This is a genomic window from Mesorhizobium sp. B2-1-3A (genome assembly GCF_006442655.1).
Taxonomy (GTDB): Bacteria; Pseudomonadota; Alphaproteobacteria; order Rhizobiales; family Rhizobiaceae; genus Mesorhizobium.
The window spans coordinates 515,108-531,929 of the sequence record NZ_VFWK01000001.1 but is presented as its reverse complement, the minus strand read 5'-3'; the positions used below and the strand labels follow the sequence as shown (position 1 = coordinate 531,929).

Here is a 16,822-nt window from a genome sequence, read left to right as displayed (position 1 = left end):
GCAGGAGGAAGATTTGTCATTGTCGCCGCTGTGGACGGACATCGACTGGAACCGTGCTGGACGGCAGGATTCTTTCCTGAACCTGGAGCATTCCGTCCATCGCTCCGCTTACGGGATCGTTCCGATCCCTATCTCGCTTTTCAAGAACGGAAGCGGACCGACGCTGCTGTTGATGGCCGGGTCGCACGGGGACGAATATGAGGGCCAGGCAATCCTGACCCGCCTGATCCAGACCTTGGATGCAGACTCGGTGTCGGGCCGCATCATCGTGTTGCCGGCGGCAAATCTGCCGGCCGCGCTGGAGGGATCACGAGTGTCTCCACTCGACGGCGGAAACCTGAACCGCTGTTTTGGCGACTCGATTTCCGACAATCCCACGTCCCGGATCGCCGATTACATAGCAAACACCATCCTGCCGATGTGTGACGTCTTCTTCGACTTCCATTCAGGCGGCAGCTCCCTGGAATATATGCCATGCACTTATGCGACTGTTTCCGACGATCCCGACAAGGCGGCAGATACTCTCGATGCACTTGAGTTCATGAATGCTCCCATCGCCTGGGCTCACAAGGGTATACCCCAGGGATCGGAGGCCGGCCGTGCCGCGTACCGAAACGGCGTTGTCTACCTCAGTGGCGAATTCGGCGGTGGCGGCAGGATTTCCAGACAGGCCACCCGGGTGGCCGAGCGCGCAATGTACCGCCTTATGGCGCATCTGAAAATTCTTCCGCTGGCAAGCGAATGGAAAGAGGAGATCGAAAGCCGGCTGATGAACGCGAGCCAGCGGCATTATTTCTATGCCGATCGCGACGGAATCTTTGAACCCGCCGCCGCCCTGGGCGACGAGGTCGGGAGGGGCGACCTTGCGGGCACAATCCTCAATCCTGAAACCCCGGTGCAAGCCGGGGTGCGGGTATTTTTCCCGGAATCCGGAACATGGATTTGCAGCCGGGCCATCGGCAGGGTTCGCAGGGGCGACTGCCTTGGTCACCTGCTGACCGATGTTTCGCGTGAGGAAATCCTGGCCTCGGAATGAACAAGGATTTTCGATCCGACAATGTCGCTCCGCCGTTACCACAAATCCTTGAAGCAGCCGTCCAAGGAGGCGGCATGTGGATGGACGCCTATGGTGACGATCAAATCACAGGCAGGTTGGAAGAAAGACTTGCCGAAATATTCGAGCACGAGGTTGCGGCATTTCCAATTCTGACGGGAACCGCGGCAAACGCCCTCGCTCTCGCCCAGATGTCCGGACGTTTCGGTCAGATTCTTTGCCATAGGTTATCGCATGTCTATCGGGATGAATGCGGCGCGGTCGAGTTTCACAGCCAGGGAAGGCTGAAAGCTCTGGATGGCAAGAATGGAAAACTGGATACCGAAACCTGCGCCCGTGGCTTCGGATTTCTTGATGACGTGCACCAATTGCGAACGACCGCGCTTTCGCTAAGTCAGGCAACGGAAGTCGGGACATACTATTCAGCGGATGAAGTGTTGCGGCTGGCCAGCTGGGCCAAAGGCCATGACGCGGCAGTGCATATGGACGGCACTCGATTCGCCAATGTCGTCGTGGCATCTGGCTCGACTCCTGCCGAGCTTACCTGGCGCGCGGGCGTCGACGTCCTGTGCCTTGGTGCGACGAAGGGCGGCGCGATAGGGACTGAGGTTGTTGTTTTCTTCGAGCATGACCTGGCCGATGATTTCAAGCGATTGATGAAGCGGTCAGGCCATTTGCCCTCCCGCCTGTGGTTTCTTGCGGCCCAGCTCGAAGCCTATTTCGACAATGACCTTTGGAGGGAGTCAGCCCGACACGCGAACGCGATGGCGTGTCGGTTGGGAGATGCACTCTCGCAAAACGGCATAGCGCCTTGCTACCCAGCGCAGACCAACATGGTCTTCCTGAAAGCTGACATGGGCACATATGAACGTCTGCGAAAATGTGGATTCAAATTCTATTTGATAGATGAAGAGAACGAAGGGATAACTGCAAGGTTCGTTATGTCTTACGCCACCAATACAGACGATGTTGAAAGATTGGCTGAGGCGATCATCAATGCGATTTACACAAATGATCGATGATCACCAAGCAAGCCGTAAGGCCTTGGCGGCAATGCCGGCAATCGGCGCTTGAAGCGGTGGTGAATCCGACGTGGCGTTGAGCCACCAAGTCGGTGCTTTTGTCACTCAACGGTCTGGCGCGGGCTGGAGTCGCCAGGCGTTTCGCTCGCGGAAGCGTCGCAGCTCTCTATCCTTGCCGCGCGGCCCTCGGCAGTCGGCCGGGAACCAAATCCCGCTCCTCGGGTGGCTCTGCTTCGCTATGGCATATCACCGCTTCCTTGTTGCGAACAAAGCGGAAACGATGCTTGATGGGCGATGAACCTTGCCGCCCATGATTCGACTTTTCTGGAGCCGCCTGCCCAGCCTGCCTATCTCGCCCGGCTGAACGATGCTCAGCGTCAGGCCGTCGAGCATGGTGACGGCAAGATCGCAGGGCCGTTGCTGGTCATTGCCGGCGCGGGCTCGGGCAAGACCAACACGCTGGCGCATCGCGTCGCCCATCTCATAGTCAGGGGAGCCGACCCGCGCCGCATCCTGCTGATGACCTTTTCGCGCCGCGCCGCATCCGAAATGGCAAAACGTGTCGAGCGTATCGCCGGCGAGGTGCTCGGCCGCGACGCCGCTGTCATCACCGATGCGCTGACTTGGGCCGGGACCTTTCACGGCATAGGCGCGCGGCTGTTGCGCGACTATGCGCTGGAGATCGGCCTCGACCCGGCCTTCACCATCCATGATCGCGAGGATTCCGCCGACCTGATGAATCTCGTGCGTCACGAGCTCGGCTTCTCCAAGACCGAGGCTCGCTTCCCGACCAAGGGCACCTGCCTTGCCATCTACTCGCGCGCCGTCAACGCCCAGGCGCCGCTCGGCGAAGTGTTGGGGGCGGCCTTCCCCTGGTGCGCCGGCTGGGCGGGAGAACTGAAGCAGCTGTTCGCCGGTTATGTCGAGGCCAAGCAGGCGCAGAACGTGCTCGATTACGACGATCTGCTGCTTTACTGGGCGCAGATGGCGGCCGAGCCGGAAATCGCGGCGCATCTGGGCGGGCGTTTCGACCATGTGCTGGTCGACGAATACCAGGATACCAACCGGCTGCAGGCGTCGATCCTCATGGCGTTGAAACCCGACGGTGCCGGGCTGACGGTGGTCGGCGACGATGCGCAGTCGATCTATTCCTTCCGCGCCGCGGAGGTGCGTAATATCCTCGATTTTCCAAAACAGTTCGCGCAGGCCGCCGATGTGGTGATGCTGGAGCGCAACTACCGCTCGACCGAGACCATTCTGGCGGCCGCCAATGCGGTGATCGGCGAGGCTTCGGAGCGCTTCACCAAGAACCTGTGGTCGGAGCGCAAATCCACCGACAAGCCAAGGCTGGTCACCGTGCGCGACGAGGTCGAGCAGGCGAACTTCGTCTGCGATACGATCCTTGCCGAGCGTGAGGCCGGCACGGCACTGAAATCGCAGGCGGTGCTGTTTCGCGCCTCGCACCATAGCGGGCCGCTGGAGATCGAGCTGACGCGGCGCAACATTCCCTTCATCAAGTTCGGCGGGCTGAAATTCCTCGATGCCGCCCATGTCAAGGACGTGCTGGCGGTGTTGCGCTTCGCCGAAAATCCGCGCGACCGCGTCGCCGGCTTCCGCGTGCTGCAGCTGATGCCGGGGATCGGCCCTTCAGCCGCGGCACAGATCGTCGAGACGATGACGACAGCACTTGATGAGGCGATGGGGCTGGCCGGCTGGCGGCCGCCACAACGCGCGGCGGACGACTGGCCGAGCTTCGTCGCGCTCTATTCCGGCCTGCGGGCCGGCGCCAAATGGCCTGCGGATCTCGAACAGGTCAGGCTCTGGTACGAGCCGCATCTGGAGCGCATCCATGAGGATGTCATCACGCGCCGTGCCGACCTGCTGCAGCTCGAGCAGATCGGCTCGGGCTACGCCTCGCGCGAACGGTTCCTGACCGAGCTGACCCTCGATCCGCCGGACGCCACCAGCGACCAGGCTGGACCGCCACATCGCGACGAGGACTATCTGATCCTGTCAACCATCCATTCGGCCAAGGGCCAGGAATGGAAGAACGTCTTCGTGCTCAACACGGTCGATGGCTGCATTCCGGCCGATCTCGGTGTCGGCACAAAGGAGGATGTCGAGGAGGAGCGCCGGCTGCTCTACGTGGCGATGACGCGGGCCAAGGACAGCCTCAACCTGGTCATGCCGCAGCGCTTCTTTCCGCATGGCCAGGCGGCACGCGGCGACCGCCATCTCTACGCCTCGCGCACGCGTTTTATCCCGGCCTCGATCCTCGCCGCGTTCCAGCAGATGTCGTGGCCGGGCGTACAAGCGGCGCAGGGCAGGGTGCCCCGGCCGGAAGTGCGCGTCGACATCGGCGCGCGCATGCGCGGCATGTGGAAATAGCTGAAATCATGGCGCGGCCACCGGTCAGGATCGCCATCGCCGGCGCGTTGGGCCGCATGGGCCGCCAGATGGTGGAGGCCGTGCAGGCCGATCCGCGGCTGGCGCTCGTTGCACGCTTTCATCGCCCGGATAGTGTCGGCGACGGGCTGGTGAGCCGCGACGACGCGCTTGCCATGGCCGACGTGGTGATCGATTTCACCACGCCGGCGGCTTCGGCCGACCTGGCGCGGTTTTGCGCAAACCGGGGCGGCCCCGCTTTGGTGGTTGGTTCGACGGGTTTCGATGCCGCCGAACTGGCTGATATCGCCGACGCCGCGAAAACGATTCCCATTGTCCGCTCCGGCAGTTTTTCGCTCGGGCTCAATATGCTGGTCGGATTGGTGGAACAGGCGGCGAGAGCGCTCGATGCCAATGACTGGGATGCCGAGATTTTCGAGGCGCATCATCGCCACAAGGTCGATGCGCCGTCGGGCACCGCACTGATGCTGGGGCAGGCCGTTGCCGGCGGACGCGGTGTCGAACTGGACGCGGTCGCAAGGCGCGTTCGCGACGGGCTCATCGGCGCACGTCCGGCCGGCGAGATCGGTTTTGCGGTGGCACGTGGCGGCAGCATAATCGGCGAGCACAGCGTCAGCTTCTGTACCGAGGGTGAACTCGTTACCTTGTCGCATGCGGCCGGCGACCGCATCATGTTCGCCCGTGGCGCGATCGCCGCGGCACTTTGGGTCGCCGATCGGTCACCCGGCGAATACGATATGCGCGACGTGCTTGGTTTTGCCGCCTCGTGACCCACGGCGGCTTCCCTTTCAACAACCGTCAAAACGACTGAAAGCCAGCTGAAAGCTTGGGCGTGCAATGACGGCTAGCGGCGTTCGCCGTGTGACCGGTGCGGGAGCGGCCGGCAAGGAGGAATGCGGCACAGCCGGGATGGCGCGCCGCCCAGGTGGAGGAAATAAAGTGACCGGTTTCATCTCGAAACGCGTTTTGCGTTCAGCAGCCCTGACGCTTGCCCTCGTTGCCACTGGTGCGACGGCAGCATCGGCGGCGGACAAGATCACCATCATCGTCGGCGGCATGGAAAAGCAGATCTACCTGCCGGCCATGCTCACCCAGCAGCTCGGCTACTTCAAGGATGAAGGGCTTGATGTCGAGCTCGTTAATTCCCGTGCCGGCGTCGAGGCCGAAAACGAATTGTTGGCCGGTGCCGTGCAGGGTGTCGTCGGCTTCTACGACCACACTGTCGACCTGCAGTCCAAGGGCAAGTACATCCAGTCGATCGTCCAGTTCAGCCAGGCGCCGGGCGAGGTCGAGCTGGTCTCCGCCAAGCATCCCGAGATCAAGTCGCCGGCCGATTTCAAGGGCGCCACGCTCGGCGTCACCGGTCTCGGCTCCTCGACCGATTTCCTCACCCAGTACCTTGCCGTGCGCAACGGGTTGAAGCCCGGCGACTACACGCTGCTGCCGGTCGGCGCCGGCAACACCTTCATCGCCGCCGTCAAACAGGATCAGATCCAGGCCGGCATGACCACCGAGCCGACCATCGCGCAATTGCTCAAGACCGGCGAGGCCAGTGTGCTGGTCGACATGCGCACGCCCGAAAAGACCAGGGAAGCGCTGGGCGGCGACTATCCGGCGGCGTCCTTCTATGTCCAGTCTTCCTGGCTGGAAGGCCACAAGGACGAGGCCCAAAAACTCGCCCATGCCTTCGTCAAGACGATGAAATTCATCGCCACGCATTCGGCCGAGGAAATCGCCGACAAGATGCCGAAGGACTATTACGCCGGCAACAAGGACCTCTATGTGCAGGGCCTGGCCGGCGGCAAGGCGATGTTCACGCCCGACGGCCGCATGCCGGCCGATGGCCCGGAGACGGTGCTGAAAGTTCTGTCGACTTTCTCCAAGAGCCTCCAGGGCAAGCAGATCGACCTGTCGAAGACCTTCACGACGGAATTCGTCGACGCCGCCAAATAGCGCCGTCCGACGGGTGCGGGTTTCCGCTCCGCGTTGAAGAACAACAAGTTGCGCCGCTTGGCTGAATCAGTTCGGCAGCGGCGCCTTTCCGGATGCCGATGACGGGAGGCTCTGCTGGGCGACCGGCGGCGTCTCCGCGCCAACACCTCAGGAGTGCGCCATGCAAGTGCAAACCATGGCGGCCGAGAAGCTGTCTCAGGCCGCGCCACCCGCCGACGCCGCTATCGCCATCGATGATGTGACGCTGCGCTTCGTCACGCCCGACGGCCATATGATGACGGCGATCCGAGACTTCACCATGACCGTGGCGCGCGGCGAATTCGCTTGCGTGGTCGGGCCGACCGGCTGCGGCAAGTCCACGACGCTCAACCTCGTCACCGGACTGCTGCGGCCGACGACCGGTAATGTCCGCGTCATGGGCAATCCGGTCACCGACATCAGCCGCGACATTGGTTTCGTCTTCCAGGCCGATGCGCTGTTCCCGTGGCGCAGCGTCCTCGACAATGTCGCCGCCGGTCCGCTCTATCGTGGCACGCCGAAAGCACAGGCCTATGAACGGGCGCGCGACTGGATCGCCCGCGTCGGGCTCGGCCGCTTCGAAAAGCACTATCCGCACCAGCTTTCGGGCGGCATGCGCAAGCGCGTCGCACTAGCGCAGACCTTCATCAACCAGCCCAAGATCCTCTTGATGGACGAGCCGTTCAGCGCGCTCGACATGCAGACGCGCACCGCCATGCAGGACGAGTTGCTCGACCTGTGGTCGGAGCAGAAATCCTCTGTCGTCTTCGTCACACACGACCTGGAAGAGGCGGTGGCACTGGCCGACAAGGTCTATGTGCTGACCGCCGGGCCGGGCACGGTCAAGAGCGTCTACCGCATCGACCTGCCGCGACCGCGCGTCATGGCCGACATCCGCTACGACCCGAAATTCATCGAGATCGCCAAGGTGATCTGGAGCGATTTGCGCGAGGAAGTGCAACTCGGCCAGAGCCGTGGCCGGCAGGCCAGCCATTGAAAGGAGAAACAGCATGACCGCAATCTCTCCGACCGCCAATCAGGCCGCCGTCCGCGATGCTTCGATCGCCGTTGCCGAAGCCCGGGCGCGGGCGCGGCTGCGCCGCCGCCATGCGCTCGTCATCGGCCTGCGCCTGGCGATCCTGGTCGTTTTCCTCGGCCTGTGGGAACTCGGCGCCGACTACAATGTCATCGACCCGTTCTTCTTCGCCAGCCCTTCCGGCATCTGGGACCAGATCTGGGTGTGGGTCACCGAGGGCACGTCGCAAGGGTCGCTCTGGCTGCAGATGTATGTGACGCTGGAGGAGACCTTCCTCGGCTTCGTCATCGGCGCCGTTGGCGGTATCGCCGCCGGCATCATCCTTGGCCGCAACCGGCTCTTGGCGGATGTCTTCTCGATCTACATCAAGATCGCCAATTCGGTGCCGCGCGTTGTGCTGGGCTCCGTGTTCATCATCGCGCTCGGCCTTGGCATGGCCTCGAAGGTAGCGCTTGCGGTGGTGATGGTGTTCTTCGTCGTCTTCGCCAACGCCTTTCAGGGCGTGCGCGAGGCCGACCGTGCGATGATCGCCAACGCCCAGATCCTCGGCGCGTCGACGTTCCAGATCACCACCTCGGTGATCATCCCCTCGGCGATGAGCTGGATCCTCGCCAGCCTGCATGTCAGCTTCGGCTTTGCCCTGGTTGGTGCCGTCGTCGGCGAGTTCCTCGGGGCCAAGCAAGGCATGGGCCTGCTGATCTCGACCGCGCAGGGTGCCTTCAACGCCAATGGCGTTTTCGCCGCCATGATCATCCTGGCTGTCATGGCGCTGGTGGTGGAGTTCATCATCACCCGCTTCGAGAACTATGTCGTCAAATGGCGCCCGGCGCCCTTCAACGAGCAAGGCACCTGACTTCGTTTTGACGACGGTACGAGCCCGGCGCCTGGCGCTGGGCTCGGGTCAGGCAAGGGGCAACCTGACCTCGACCACCAGACCGCCGGCCGCTCCATCCCGCAGGGTGACGCGGCCGCCGGCGTTTTCGACGACCTCGCGCACGATGGCGAGCCCCAGGCCGCTGCCTTCCTCGGTCGAACCGGCGATGCGGTAGAAGCGCTCGAACACATGGTCTCTTTCGTCCGGCGGAATGCCAGGCCCGTCATCGGCGACTGTCAGCGCGGCTTCGCCATCGACGGCCGCCAGTCTCACCGTGACGCTGCCGCCTGACGAGGAATAGCGTAGCGCATTGTCAACGAGGTTCACGATCATTTCGCGCAGCATGGTGCCGTCGCCGACGACCGGCACCGGGCCGGTCTCTTCAAGGCCGAGATCGATATTGCGGGCGATCGCCGCCGGCGCCTGCGTTTCCAGCACGTGCCTGGCGGCCTCGGTCAGGTCGATGCGATCGGCGCGTGGCCGCCGGCTGCCGGGCTCGGCCCGCGATAAGGTGAGCAACTGTTCGGCCAGCCGGGCCAGCTTGCCGGAGCTGGCCTGCAGCGCCACCAGCGCTTCCTGGCGTGCGTCGGGCACAGTTTCCCTCAAGGCATAGCTCGCCTGCGTCGAAAGCAGCGCCAGCGGCGTGCGCAACTGGTGGGCGGCATTGGCGATGAAGCGGCGCTGCGCCGCCATCTGCCCCCGCACGCGCTCCATGTAGACGTTCAGCGCGTCGATCAGCGGCCGGATCTCGCTTTGCGCGCCCGGCACTTCAACCGGGTCGAGATCGCTGCGGCTCGGCGAGCGCACCGCGTCGCGCAGCCGGATCAGCGGCGCCAGGCCCCGGCGCAGGCCGAGCAGCACGAACACGCCGGCAATCGCCACCAGAGCCAGCTGCTGGGCAAAGGCACTGAACCACAGCCGCTTCACCATCGCGTCATGGCCGGCAAGCGTAACGCCCACGGTGACCGATATCGGCGAGTCGTCGCCGGCACCGATGACGGCATGGCTGAGGGTAAGGAGCCGTAGCGCGTGGTCGCGATAGCTGGCCCCGACGCTGGCATGCTGCGGCGCCTCGGGGAGGTCCGGATAGCCGGTCAGCAAGCGCCCGCCGGCGGTCTCGACCCGGTAATAGACGCTGTCGCGGTCGCCGGTGTCGAACATCTCGATGGCAGCCGGAGGCACCGTTGCGTCGAGCACGCCATCGACCATCGCGACCTGCTCGGCAATCGCCCGCGCCGAGCCGACCAGCATTCGGTCGGTAACCAGATCGGCGGTCGCCAGCGCATTGCGCTGGCTGGTCCATAGATTGATGGTCGCCAGCCCGGCGAGCGGCAGCACCACCCAGGCCAGCAATTGCAGCCGAAGACTGTTAATCCTCATGGCGCAACAGATAGCCGAGGCCGCGCAAGGTGGCGATCTGGACCCGTGACCCTTCGAGCTTCTTGCGCACACGGTGCACATAGATCTCGATGGCGCTTGGATCCGCATCGGTCTCGAAGTCGTAGATGGCAGCCGACAGTGCGGCCTTGCTCACGGTACGCCCGGCCTTCACCATCAATTGTTCGAGCACCGCGTGTTCTCGCGGCGTCAGTGCCAGCATTTCGCCGGCGAGCGAAAACAGCCGCGTGTTGGTGTCGAAAACGAGATCGCCGCAGGTAACGACAGGCGCGGTGCGGTCATTGGCGCGGCGCAGCTGCACGCGGATGCGTGCTTCGAGCTCCTCGATCTGAAACGGCTTGGCGAGATAGTCGTCCGCGCCTTCGTTGAGGCCTTTGACCCGGCCATCGAGACTGGCGTTGGCGGTCAGCACGATGACCGGCACTGCGTTGCCGCGTGTCCGCAGCATGCGCAGCACCTCCATCCCGCCCATGCGCGGCAGTGCCAGGTCGAGGATGACAAGCGCATGATCGCCCGCCGCCAGCGCATGCTCGACATCCTCGCCGTCATGGACGATGTCGACCACGTAATTCGCCTGGCGCAAGGTCTTGCCCAACCAGTCGGCGAGTTCACGATTGTCCTCAACAAGCAGCAGTCGCATATCTATGGCGGCCCGGATCCCATCTCCCAGCGGAACGCCCAAGGCTTGATCGGCCGCGGCACCCCTGATCTTTCTTGAATGAGCGACAGTATCGATCGCAACGCAAGACAAATGCGGCTCTGGCGCGGGGTAACAGCAGACCCTTCCTGGTTCAAGTCAGCCTGTTTCCGCACACAAATCGAACCGAACGGTTCGGTTCTGATTGACAGATTGTACCGCAAACGGTGAACAATGGCCTCCAAAATCACTAGGCCTTCGTCAGAAGGGAAGAGTTTAACAGAATGAAATGATTGGATAATTTGCGCCGGGTTTGCCGCGCCGCAATATTCATTGTCTATAATATAACGAAATCCTGCAGGACCGGGGCGACTGGAAATCCCAAAAGGCATTCCCTACTTCGGGGTGGTCCGAGCGACGCGAAATTCCTCCCAAGGGCACGCCACTAGACGGACAGGACAGATAAATACTGGAGTAAAGAAAATGACCAAGATCGCTCTTACCGCCGCCGCCATCCTCGTTGCCACGGGCACCGCTTTCGCCGGCAGCGACAACTTTAACTCGGCCAACGTCAATCAGCCCGCCGCCACTGTCGACCATTCGGTCACCGCTTCGATCTCGAAGTCGACCGCAACCGTCCAGACCCAGGCTCCGCAGGGCGCTGACCGCAACCTCTTCGGCCGCTAATCGCGACTGTCGACATCAATTCCATCTCGAATTCAGGAGTACTTAAAATGACCAAGATCGCTCTTACCGCCGCCGCCATCCTTGTTGCCACGGGCACCGCTTTTGCCGGCAGCGACAATTATGGTTCCAACAATGTCAACCAGCCGGTTGCCAACCAGTCGATCTCCAACGTCGACAACACGCATACCGGTTCGATCGCCAAGTCCGTAAAGGTACAGGGCGACGCCAATGCCAACGTGCCGGCTCAGTCGGGCCAGGGCATCTGGGGCCGTTAATCCTTCAAACCACGGTAGACGACAAAGAGCGGTGGGCTTGGCCCGCCGCTCTTGTTTTATGTGCATGGGTATAAGTGCCAATGCCGATCGGGTTATGGGGATGGCAGGGCTCCAGCGGTTCACATGGGGGTTGATCGAAATCGAACCGGTCGGTTCAACTTATGTTGACGAGCCGTGAGCGGATGGGGACTGCTGATTCAGCAAATCGCCGTGCCATGTATTGGGCGATTTCCTATAACCATATGATATTGTTAAATAAAATTTCTGGTGTTCTGCCATTTGGCCGAGGTCGGACGTCTCGATCCGGTGTGTGATGGAACATCTTCGTGATTGGAAGTCGGCGAATGAAAAAACCACTTCCAGCCTGTCCGAGCGACGCGAAATTCCTCCCAAGGGCACGCCACTAGACGGACAGAACTGGAAATACTGGAGTAAAGAAAATGACCAAGATCGCACTTACTGCCGCCGCCATCCTCGTTGCCACGGGCACCGCCTTTGCCGGCAGCGACCATTATAATTCGGACAACGTCAACCAGCCGGCCATCACGGCGCCCGCCGGCAATATCGACCACAGCCACACGGCTTCGATCCGCAAGCCGGTCGAGCATCACGGCTTCAAGCTGACGCCCGATTCAAACCAGCCGGAATCCGGCCAGGGTATCTGGGGCAACTGAGCCGACGCTCAAGCAGGCTTCGACAATAACAAAGAGCGGTGGGCCTGCCCGCCGCTCTTGTTTTTTGTGCGACAGGGCAGGTGGCATCGGTTTGGCCAATCTGCGCATCCGGCAGAAAAAGCGTCCACCTCCAGGAATAAAACCGGGTGGCCCCGGGTCTTATCCCCAGCGGAACCGTCCTCCCAAGACGCCGCCCAACGGATGAACAGGAGATTGAAATGAACAAGATTGCTTTCGCTGCCCTCGCTCTTTTCTTTGCGACAGGCGGCGCCTTTGCCGGCAGCGACCACTTTGGCTCCGACAATGCCAACCAGCCGGTTGCTTCGATTGCCGGCGTCGATCATGCCGTCACCGGCGCGGTCAAGAACACGGATATGGCCGAGCACAAGGCAGCCGACGCCAAGATGAAGACCGCCACCGACTGGCCGGAACCCGGCCAGGGCATCTGGGGGAACTGAGGGTTCGGATGCGGCGGACTTGTCCGCCGCATCCGCCCGGCATGGGCTTTTAGCCCAAATCCTTCGGGCGCAGGCAATGCGTCAGCCGCGCGGAGCCCAGGGCGGACCACTCGCCGTCGAAGACAAAGCGCGCGAGGGCTGCCGTGGGGAACTTTTCCTCGAACCTCTTGCTCGCCTTGGCATCCGAGCCCGGACCGGCAAGCTGTTTTGCCAGGTTCTCCAGTCCAGGATTGTGGCCAACCACCATCAGGCAGCCGCTCGACCGGTCGGCCTTGTGGATCTGGCCCAGAATATCAGCAGCCGAAGCTTCATAGAGCGGCTGGGCAAACGCGACCCGTGGATGCGCGGGCAACTCCGCGGCGACCAGCCGCCAGGTGTCGCGGGTGCGCAGCGCCGACGACACCAGCACCTGGTCCGGCAGCCAGTCGCGCGCCGCAAGCTCGCGCCCCATCAATTTGGCCGCCTTCAATCCGCGCTCGGCGAGCGGCCGATCGAAGTCGTCGAGATCAGGATCGTCCCAACTCGATTTGGCATGGCGCAGGAGAAGAAGTTGTCTCATCGCCGCACTCTCGGCTCAGGGCGTGATCCGCGCCAGATGTTCCAGGTCGGCTTCCTCGCGCAGCGGGTCGGGCGCCATCACCACCGAGGTGCCGTTGTCGGCGTCATCGGCAAAGTGGGCAAGCATCGTGCGCCCGCCCTCCATGCGCGCCTTGCCCTCGGCGACCAGCCCAAGGGCCAGCGGATAAAGCCGGTGCTCGGCCTTCAGCACCCGGGCAGCCAGCGCATCCGTATTGTCGCCAACCATCACCGGCACGGCCGCCTGCGCGATGATCGGCCCGTCATCCATCTCGGATGTGACGAAATGCACAGTGCAGCCATGGATGCGCAGGCCGGCGGCCAGCGCGCGCGCATGGGTGTCCAGGCCCTTGAACGCCGGCAGCAGGGCAGGGTGGATGTTGATCATGCGGCCCTGCCATTTCTGGACGAAGCCTGACGTGAGGATGCGCATGTAGCCGGCCAACGCCACGATCTCGGCATTGAAGGCGTTAAGCGCGGCGTCGATCGCCACGTCATGCGCCTGTTTGCTGCCATGGTCGGCGCGGGCAATGACCTGCGTGGTGATGCCGCGCGCCTTGGCGATGCCGAGGCCGGCAGCGTCCGCCTTGTCGGAGATGACGCCCACGATCTCGGCCGGGAAGGCCGGGTCGCTGGCGGCGGCGATCAGCGCGGTCATGTTGGAGCCGCGCCCTGATATCAGGACGACTGTGCGTTTTCTGCTCATAGGCCGATCGAGCCCCGATAGATGACGCCGGCATCGCGGCGCGGCACGATGCGGCCGATTGGCGTCACTGTCTCGCCGGCTTCCTGCAGCACGGCGGCGACCTGTGCCGCCTGGCCGGACGCGACCGCCAGGATCATGCCGACGCCGCAATTGAAGGTGCGCATCATCTCTTCCGGCGCCACGCCGCCGGTCTTGGCCAGCCACGAGAACACCGGCGGGACGTCGATCGCTTCGAGGTCGAGCTCGGCCGAAAAGTCCTTGGGCAGCACGCGCGGAATGTTTTCCGGGAAGCCGCCGCCGGTGATGTGGGCCAGCGCCTTGATGCCGTGCGTGTTGCGGATGGCCTTGAGGATCGATTTGACATAGATGCGGGTCGGTTCGAGCAGCGCTTCGGCCAGCGTCGCCTCGTCGTTGAATGGCGCCGGATCGCTCCATGCCAGGCCGCTGGCGGCGACGATGCGGCGCACCAGCGAGAAACCGTTCGAATGCAGGCCGGAGGAGGCGAGGCCGAGCAGCACATCGCCTTCGACAATGTCGTCCGTGGGCAAAAGCTGGCCACGTTCGGCCGCGCCCACGGCAAAGCCGGCGAGGTCATAATCCTTGCCGTGATACATGCCTGGCATTTCCGCCGTCTCGCCGCCGATCAGCGCGCAGCCGGCCTGACGGCAACCTTCGGCGATGCCGCCGACGATCGCCGCCCCCTGGTCGGGGTCGAGCTTGCCGGTGGCGAAATAATCGAGGAAGAACAGCGGTTCGGCGCCCTGCACCACGATGTCGTTGACGCACATGGCGACGAGGTCGATGCCGATCGTGTCGTGCTTGCCGGCATCGATGGCGATCTTGAGCTTGGTACCGACGCCGTCATTGGCGGCGACCAGCACCGGATCGGTGAAACCGGCGGCCTTGAGGTCGAACAGGCCGCCGAAACCGCCGATCTCGCCATCGGCGCCCGGCCGGCGCGTGGCGCGCACCAGCGGCTTGATCTTCTCGACCATGAGATTGCCGGCATCGATATCGACGCCAGCCTCGGCATAGGTGAGCCCGTTCCTGCGCTTGCTCGTTTTGGACTGGCCCGTTTTGTGCTGGCCAGTTTCGCGCTTGCTCATCACAATTTTCCTGCTCGTTTGCGGGCTCTTCGCATGAACGGTTTCGGTCCGCAAGGATAACGGCCGAACCGAGCGCCATTTGGCCTGACAAAAACGTGGATAGCCTGGCATCCCGCATGGCGCTCGCGCTTGGAACGGACTGCTTCTCCCTTGTGTCGCCCTTCCGTCTCCCTCATCTATCCCGAAAGAGAATATGGCGGGACAATACGTTGACCATCCCCAACCTGATCAGCATCCTGCGCCTTGTCCTGGTGCCTGCCGTGGTGCTGGCCATGCTGCAGGCGCGCTGGGACTGGGCCTTTGCCGGCTTCGTCATTGCCGGCGTGTCGGATGGTGTCGATGGCTTTATCGCACGCCGTTTCAACCAGCAGTCCAGGCTTGGTGCCTATCTCGACCCGATGGCCGACAAGCTGCTTCTGGTTTCGGTGTTCGTCGTCATGGGCTTCACCGGGCAGTTGCCGCTGTGGCTGGTCGTCACCATGGTATCGCGCGATGCGCTGATCGTCTGCGCGATCCTGTTGTCCACGGTAATGGCTCATCCCGTCGAGATAAAGCCGTTTCTGGTATCGAAGGCCAATACAGCCATCCAGATCGTGCTGGCGGCGGTTGTGCTGGGCGAACTCGCCTTTGCCGTGCGCCTCGACCCTTTGAGGCAGGGCCTCATATTGCTGTCCGGGGTCTTGACCGTGGCTTCGGCCGCAGCCTATCTCGTGGCTTGGCTGAGGCATATGAGCGGCTATGGCGAAAGCTCCAATCAGGACATCTGAGAAAGAAGCGGCAGTGATCGAGGCCGCGGCTGCCGATCTTGCCGCGTCCTCCGCGTTCCGCCGCCAGATCTTCTTCTGGCTGGCCGGCGCGGCGATCCTGGCGCTTTTCCTCTATGTCTTCAGCGCCATCCTGTTGCCTTTCGTCGCCGGCATGGTGCTTGCCTATTTCCTCGACCCGGTCGCCGACCGGTTGCAGCGGCTCGGCCTGTCCCGCTTCATGGCGACGGTGGTCATCCTCATCACTTTCCTCATCGTGCTGGTACTGGCCTTCGTCATCCTCATTCCGGTGCTGGCGACGCAGATGGCCGATTTCGCCGGCAAGCTGCCGGAATATCTCACCCGCCTGCAGAGCCTGATCACCTCCTTTGATCCGAAATGGCTGGAGCAGAGATTCGGCGTCAATGCCAATGGCTTGCGTGACGGACTGAATTCGCTGCTGACCTCGGGCTTCGGCCTGATCACCACCGTATTCACTTCGCTGTGGAGTTCCGGCATGGCACTGGTCTCGGTGGTCAGCCTGTTCGTGGTGACGCCGGTCGTTGCCTTCTACATGCTGCTCGACTGGGACCGCATGGTGGCGGTCATCGACAGCTGGGTGCCGCGTGACAACGTCGCGACCGTGCGCGCCATCGCGCGTGACATCAACACAGCGACCGCCGGCTTCGTGCGCGGCCAGGGCACGCTCTGTCTGGTGCTGGGCGCCATGTACGCCACTGGCCTGACGCTGACCGGGCTGAATTTTGCGATCCTCATCGGCCTGTTCGCCGGGTTGATCTCCTTCATCCCCTATGTCGGCTCGCTGACCGGGCTGGTGCTGGCCGTCGGCGTCGCCTTCGTCCAGTTCTGGCCGGATTGGACGATGATCGTCGCCGTCGCTGTGGTCTTCTTCATCGGCCAGTTCATCGAAGGCAACATCCTGCAGCCCAGGCTGGTCGGCAAAAGCGTCGGCCTGCATCCGGTATGGCTGATGTTCGCGCTGTTCGCCTTCGGCGCGCTGTTCGGCTTTGTCGGCCTGCTGATTGCCGTTCCGGCTTCCGCGGCCGTCGCGGTCCTGGTGCGCTTTGCCATCGCCCGCTATCTCGAATCGCCGCTCTACAAGGGCCGCGCGACCGAGCCCTTGCCGCCATTGCCGGCAGATCGCGGCGGCGGCCACCGCACGCAGCCGCGTCGCTGAA

The 16,822-nt window shown here is 63.0% G+C and carries 18 protein-coding genes; 13 read left to right on the top strand and 5 right to left on the bottom strand.

The features are described from left to right. Positions 1 to 13 precede the first annotated feature (13 nt). The 7 genes from FJ977_RS02710 (at position 14) to FJ977_RS02680 (ending at position 8,342) form a co-directional block, all read left to right on the top strand. Positions 14 to 1,036 carry a succinylglutamate desuccinylase/aspartoacylase family protein gene (locus FJ977_RS02710; RefSeq protein WP_140768315.1) on the top strand — a complete coding sequence of 341 codons (1,023 nt, stop codon included), beginning with the start codon at positions 14 to 16 and terminating at the stop codon, positions 1,034 to 1,036. After that, a complete protein-coding gene (locus FJ977_RS02705) occupies positions 1,033 to 2,076 on the top strand; it encodes a beta-eliminating lyase-related protein (RefSeq protein ID WP_140768313.1) in 1,044 nt (347 codons plus the stop codon). The genes FJ977_RS02710 and FJ977_RS02705 overlap by 4 nt, the downstream gene beginning before the upstream one ends. A 294-nt stretch (positions 2,077 to 2,370) precedes the next feature. Beyond that, the gene (locus FJ977_RS02700; protein WP_140768311.1) at positions 2,371 to 4,464 is read left to right on the top strand and encodes an ATP-dependent helicase; all 2,094 of its coding nucleotides are present in this window, start codon (positions 2,371 to 2,373) and stop codon (positions 4,462 to 4,464) included. An 8-nt stretch (positions 4,465 to 4,472) separates the two neighbouring features. Continuing rightward, entirely contained in the window at positions 4,473 to 5,252 is a 780-nt protein-coding gene (gene dapB, locus FJ977_RS02695; RefSeq protein WP_140768309.1) for a 4-hydroxy-tetrahydrodipicolinate reductase, read from the top strand. Positions 5,253 to 5,421: 169 nt separating this feature from the next. Further along, positions 5,422 to 6,435 carry an ABC transporter substrate-binding protein gene (locus FJ977_RS02690; RefSeq protein WP_140768307.1) on the top strand — a complete coding sequence of 338 codons (1,014 nt, stop codon included), beginning with the start codon at positions 5,422 to 5,424 and terminating at the stop codon, positions 6,433 to 6,435. A 160-nt stretch (positions 6,436 to 6,595) separates the two neighbouring features. Further along, entirely contained in the window at positions 6,596 to 7,450 is an 855-nt protein-coding gene (locus tag FJ977_RS02685; protein WP_140768305.1) for an ABC transporter ATP-binding protein, read from the top strand. A gap of 13 nt (positions 7,451 to 7,463) precedes the next feature. Further along, on the top strand, positions 7,464 to 8,342 hold the full coding sequence (locus FJ977_RS02680) for an ABC transporter permease (protein WP_140768303.1): 879 nt from the start codon (positions 7,464 to 7,466) through the stop codon (positions 8,340 to 8,342). Between the two features lie 48 nt (positions 8,343 to 8,390). On the opposite strand, the gene FJ977_RS02675 is transcribed toward FJ977_RS02680, so the two are convergent. Together FJ977_RS02675 and FJ977_RS02670 are read right to left on the bottom strand one after the other, a co-directional pair. Next, positions 8,391 to 9,743 (bottom strand): sensor histidine kinase, encoded by a 1,353-nt coding sequence (locus FJ977_RS02675; RefSeq protein WP_140768301.1) that lies wholly within the window; start codon positions 9,741 to 9,743, stop codon positions 8,391 to 8,393. Beyond that, positions 9,733 to 10,401, bottom strand: coding sequence for a response regulator (locus FJ977_RS02670; RefSeq protein ID WP_140768299.1), 669 nt, complete (start codon positions 10,399 to 10,401; stop codon positions 9,733 to 9,735). Before FJ977_RS02670 ends, FJ977_RS02675 begins: the two co-directional genes overlap by 11 nt. A 480-nt stretch (positions 10,402 to 10,881) precedes the next feature. On the opposite strand from FJ977_RS02670, the gene FJ977_RS02665 reads away from it, so the two are divergent. From FJ977_RS02665 to FJ977_RS02650, 4 genes are all read left to right on the top strand, one after another. Further along, positions 10,882 to 11,085: a DUF680 domain-containing protein gene (locus FJ977_RS02665; protein WP_140768297.1), complete on the top strand. Its 204-nt coding sequence runs from the start codon at positions 10,882 to 10,884 to the stop codon at positions 11,083 to 11,085. A 47-nt stretch (positions 11,086 to 11,132) separates the two neighbouring features. Beyond that, complete coding sequence (locus tag FJ977_RS02660) at positions 11,133 to 11,360, top strand: DUF680 domain-containing protein (RefSeq protein WP_056563096.1); 228 nt, start codon at positions 11,133 to 11,135, stop codon at positions 11,358 to 11,360. Positions 11,361 to 11,800: 440 nt separating this feature from the next. Further along, positions 11,801 to 12,034 carry a DUF680 domain-containing protein gene (locus FJ977_RS02655; protein ID WP_140768295.1) on the top strand — a complete coding sequence of 78 codons (234 nt, stop codon included), beginning with the start codon at positions 11,801 to 11,803 and terminating at the stop codon, positions 12,032 to 12,034. Positions 12,035 to 12,252: 218 nt separating this feature from the next. Further along, entirely contained in the window at positions 12,253 to 12,492 is a 240-nt protein-coding gene (locus FJ977_RS02650) for a DUF680 domain-containing protein (RefSeq protein ID WP_140768293.1), read from the top strand. 49 nt (positions 12,493 to 12,541) lie between these two features. Here FJ977_RS02650 and FJ977_RS02645 read toward each other — a convergent pair whose 3' ends face one another. Genes FJ977_RS02645 through purM form a run of 3 tightly spaced genes read right to left on the bottom strand, consistent with a single transcriptional unit; the run spans position 12,542 to position 14,880 of the window. Further along, positions 12,542 to 13,051, bottom strand: a complete 510-nt coding sequence (locus tag FJ977_RS02645; RefSeq protein WP_140768291.1) for a histidine phosphatase family protein — start codon at positions 13,049 to 13,051, stop codon at positions 12,542 to 12,544. 15 nt (positions 13,052 to 13,066) lie between these two features. Beyond that, positions 13,067 to 13,774 carry a phosphoribosylglycinamide formyltransferase gene (purN, locus tag FJ977_RS02640; RefSeq protein WP_140768290.1) on the bottom strand — a complete coding sequence of 236 codons (708 nt, stop codon included), beginning with the start codon at positions 13,772 to 13,774 and terminating at the stop codon, positions 13,067 to 13,069. Next, the gene (gene purM / locus FJ977_RS02635; RefSeq protein ID WP_065004974.1) at positions 13,771 to 14,880 is read right to left on the bottom strand and encodes a phosphoribosylformylglycinamidine cyclo-ligase; all 1,110 of its coding nucleotides are present in this window, start codon (positions 14,878 to 14,880) and stop codon (positions 13,771 to 13,773) included. Before purM ends, purN begins: the two co-directional genes overlap by 4 nt. A 209-nt stretch (positions 14,881 to 15,089) precedes the next feature. Here purM and FJ977_RS02630 point away from each other — a divergent pair, with 209 nt between their 5' ends. Further along, the gene (locus FJ977_RS02630; protein ID WP_140768288.1) at positions 15,090 to 15,647 is read left to right on the top strand and encodes a CDP-alcohol phosphatidyltransferase family protein; all 558 of its coding nucleotides are present in this window, start codon (positions 15,090 to 15,092) and stop codon (positions 15,645 to 15,647) included. After that, on the top strand, positions 15,619 to 16,821 hold the full coding sequence (locus tag FJ977_RS02625; RefSeq protein WP_140768286.1) for an AI-2E family transporter: 1,203 nt from the start codon (positions 15,619 to 15,621) through the stop codon (positions 16,819 to 16,821). The genes FJ977_RS02630 and FJ977_RS02625 overlap by 29 nt, the downstream gene beginning before the upstream one ends. Position 16,822: the final 1 nt, after the last annotated feature.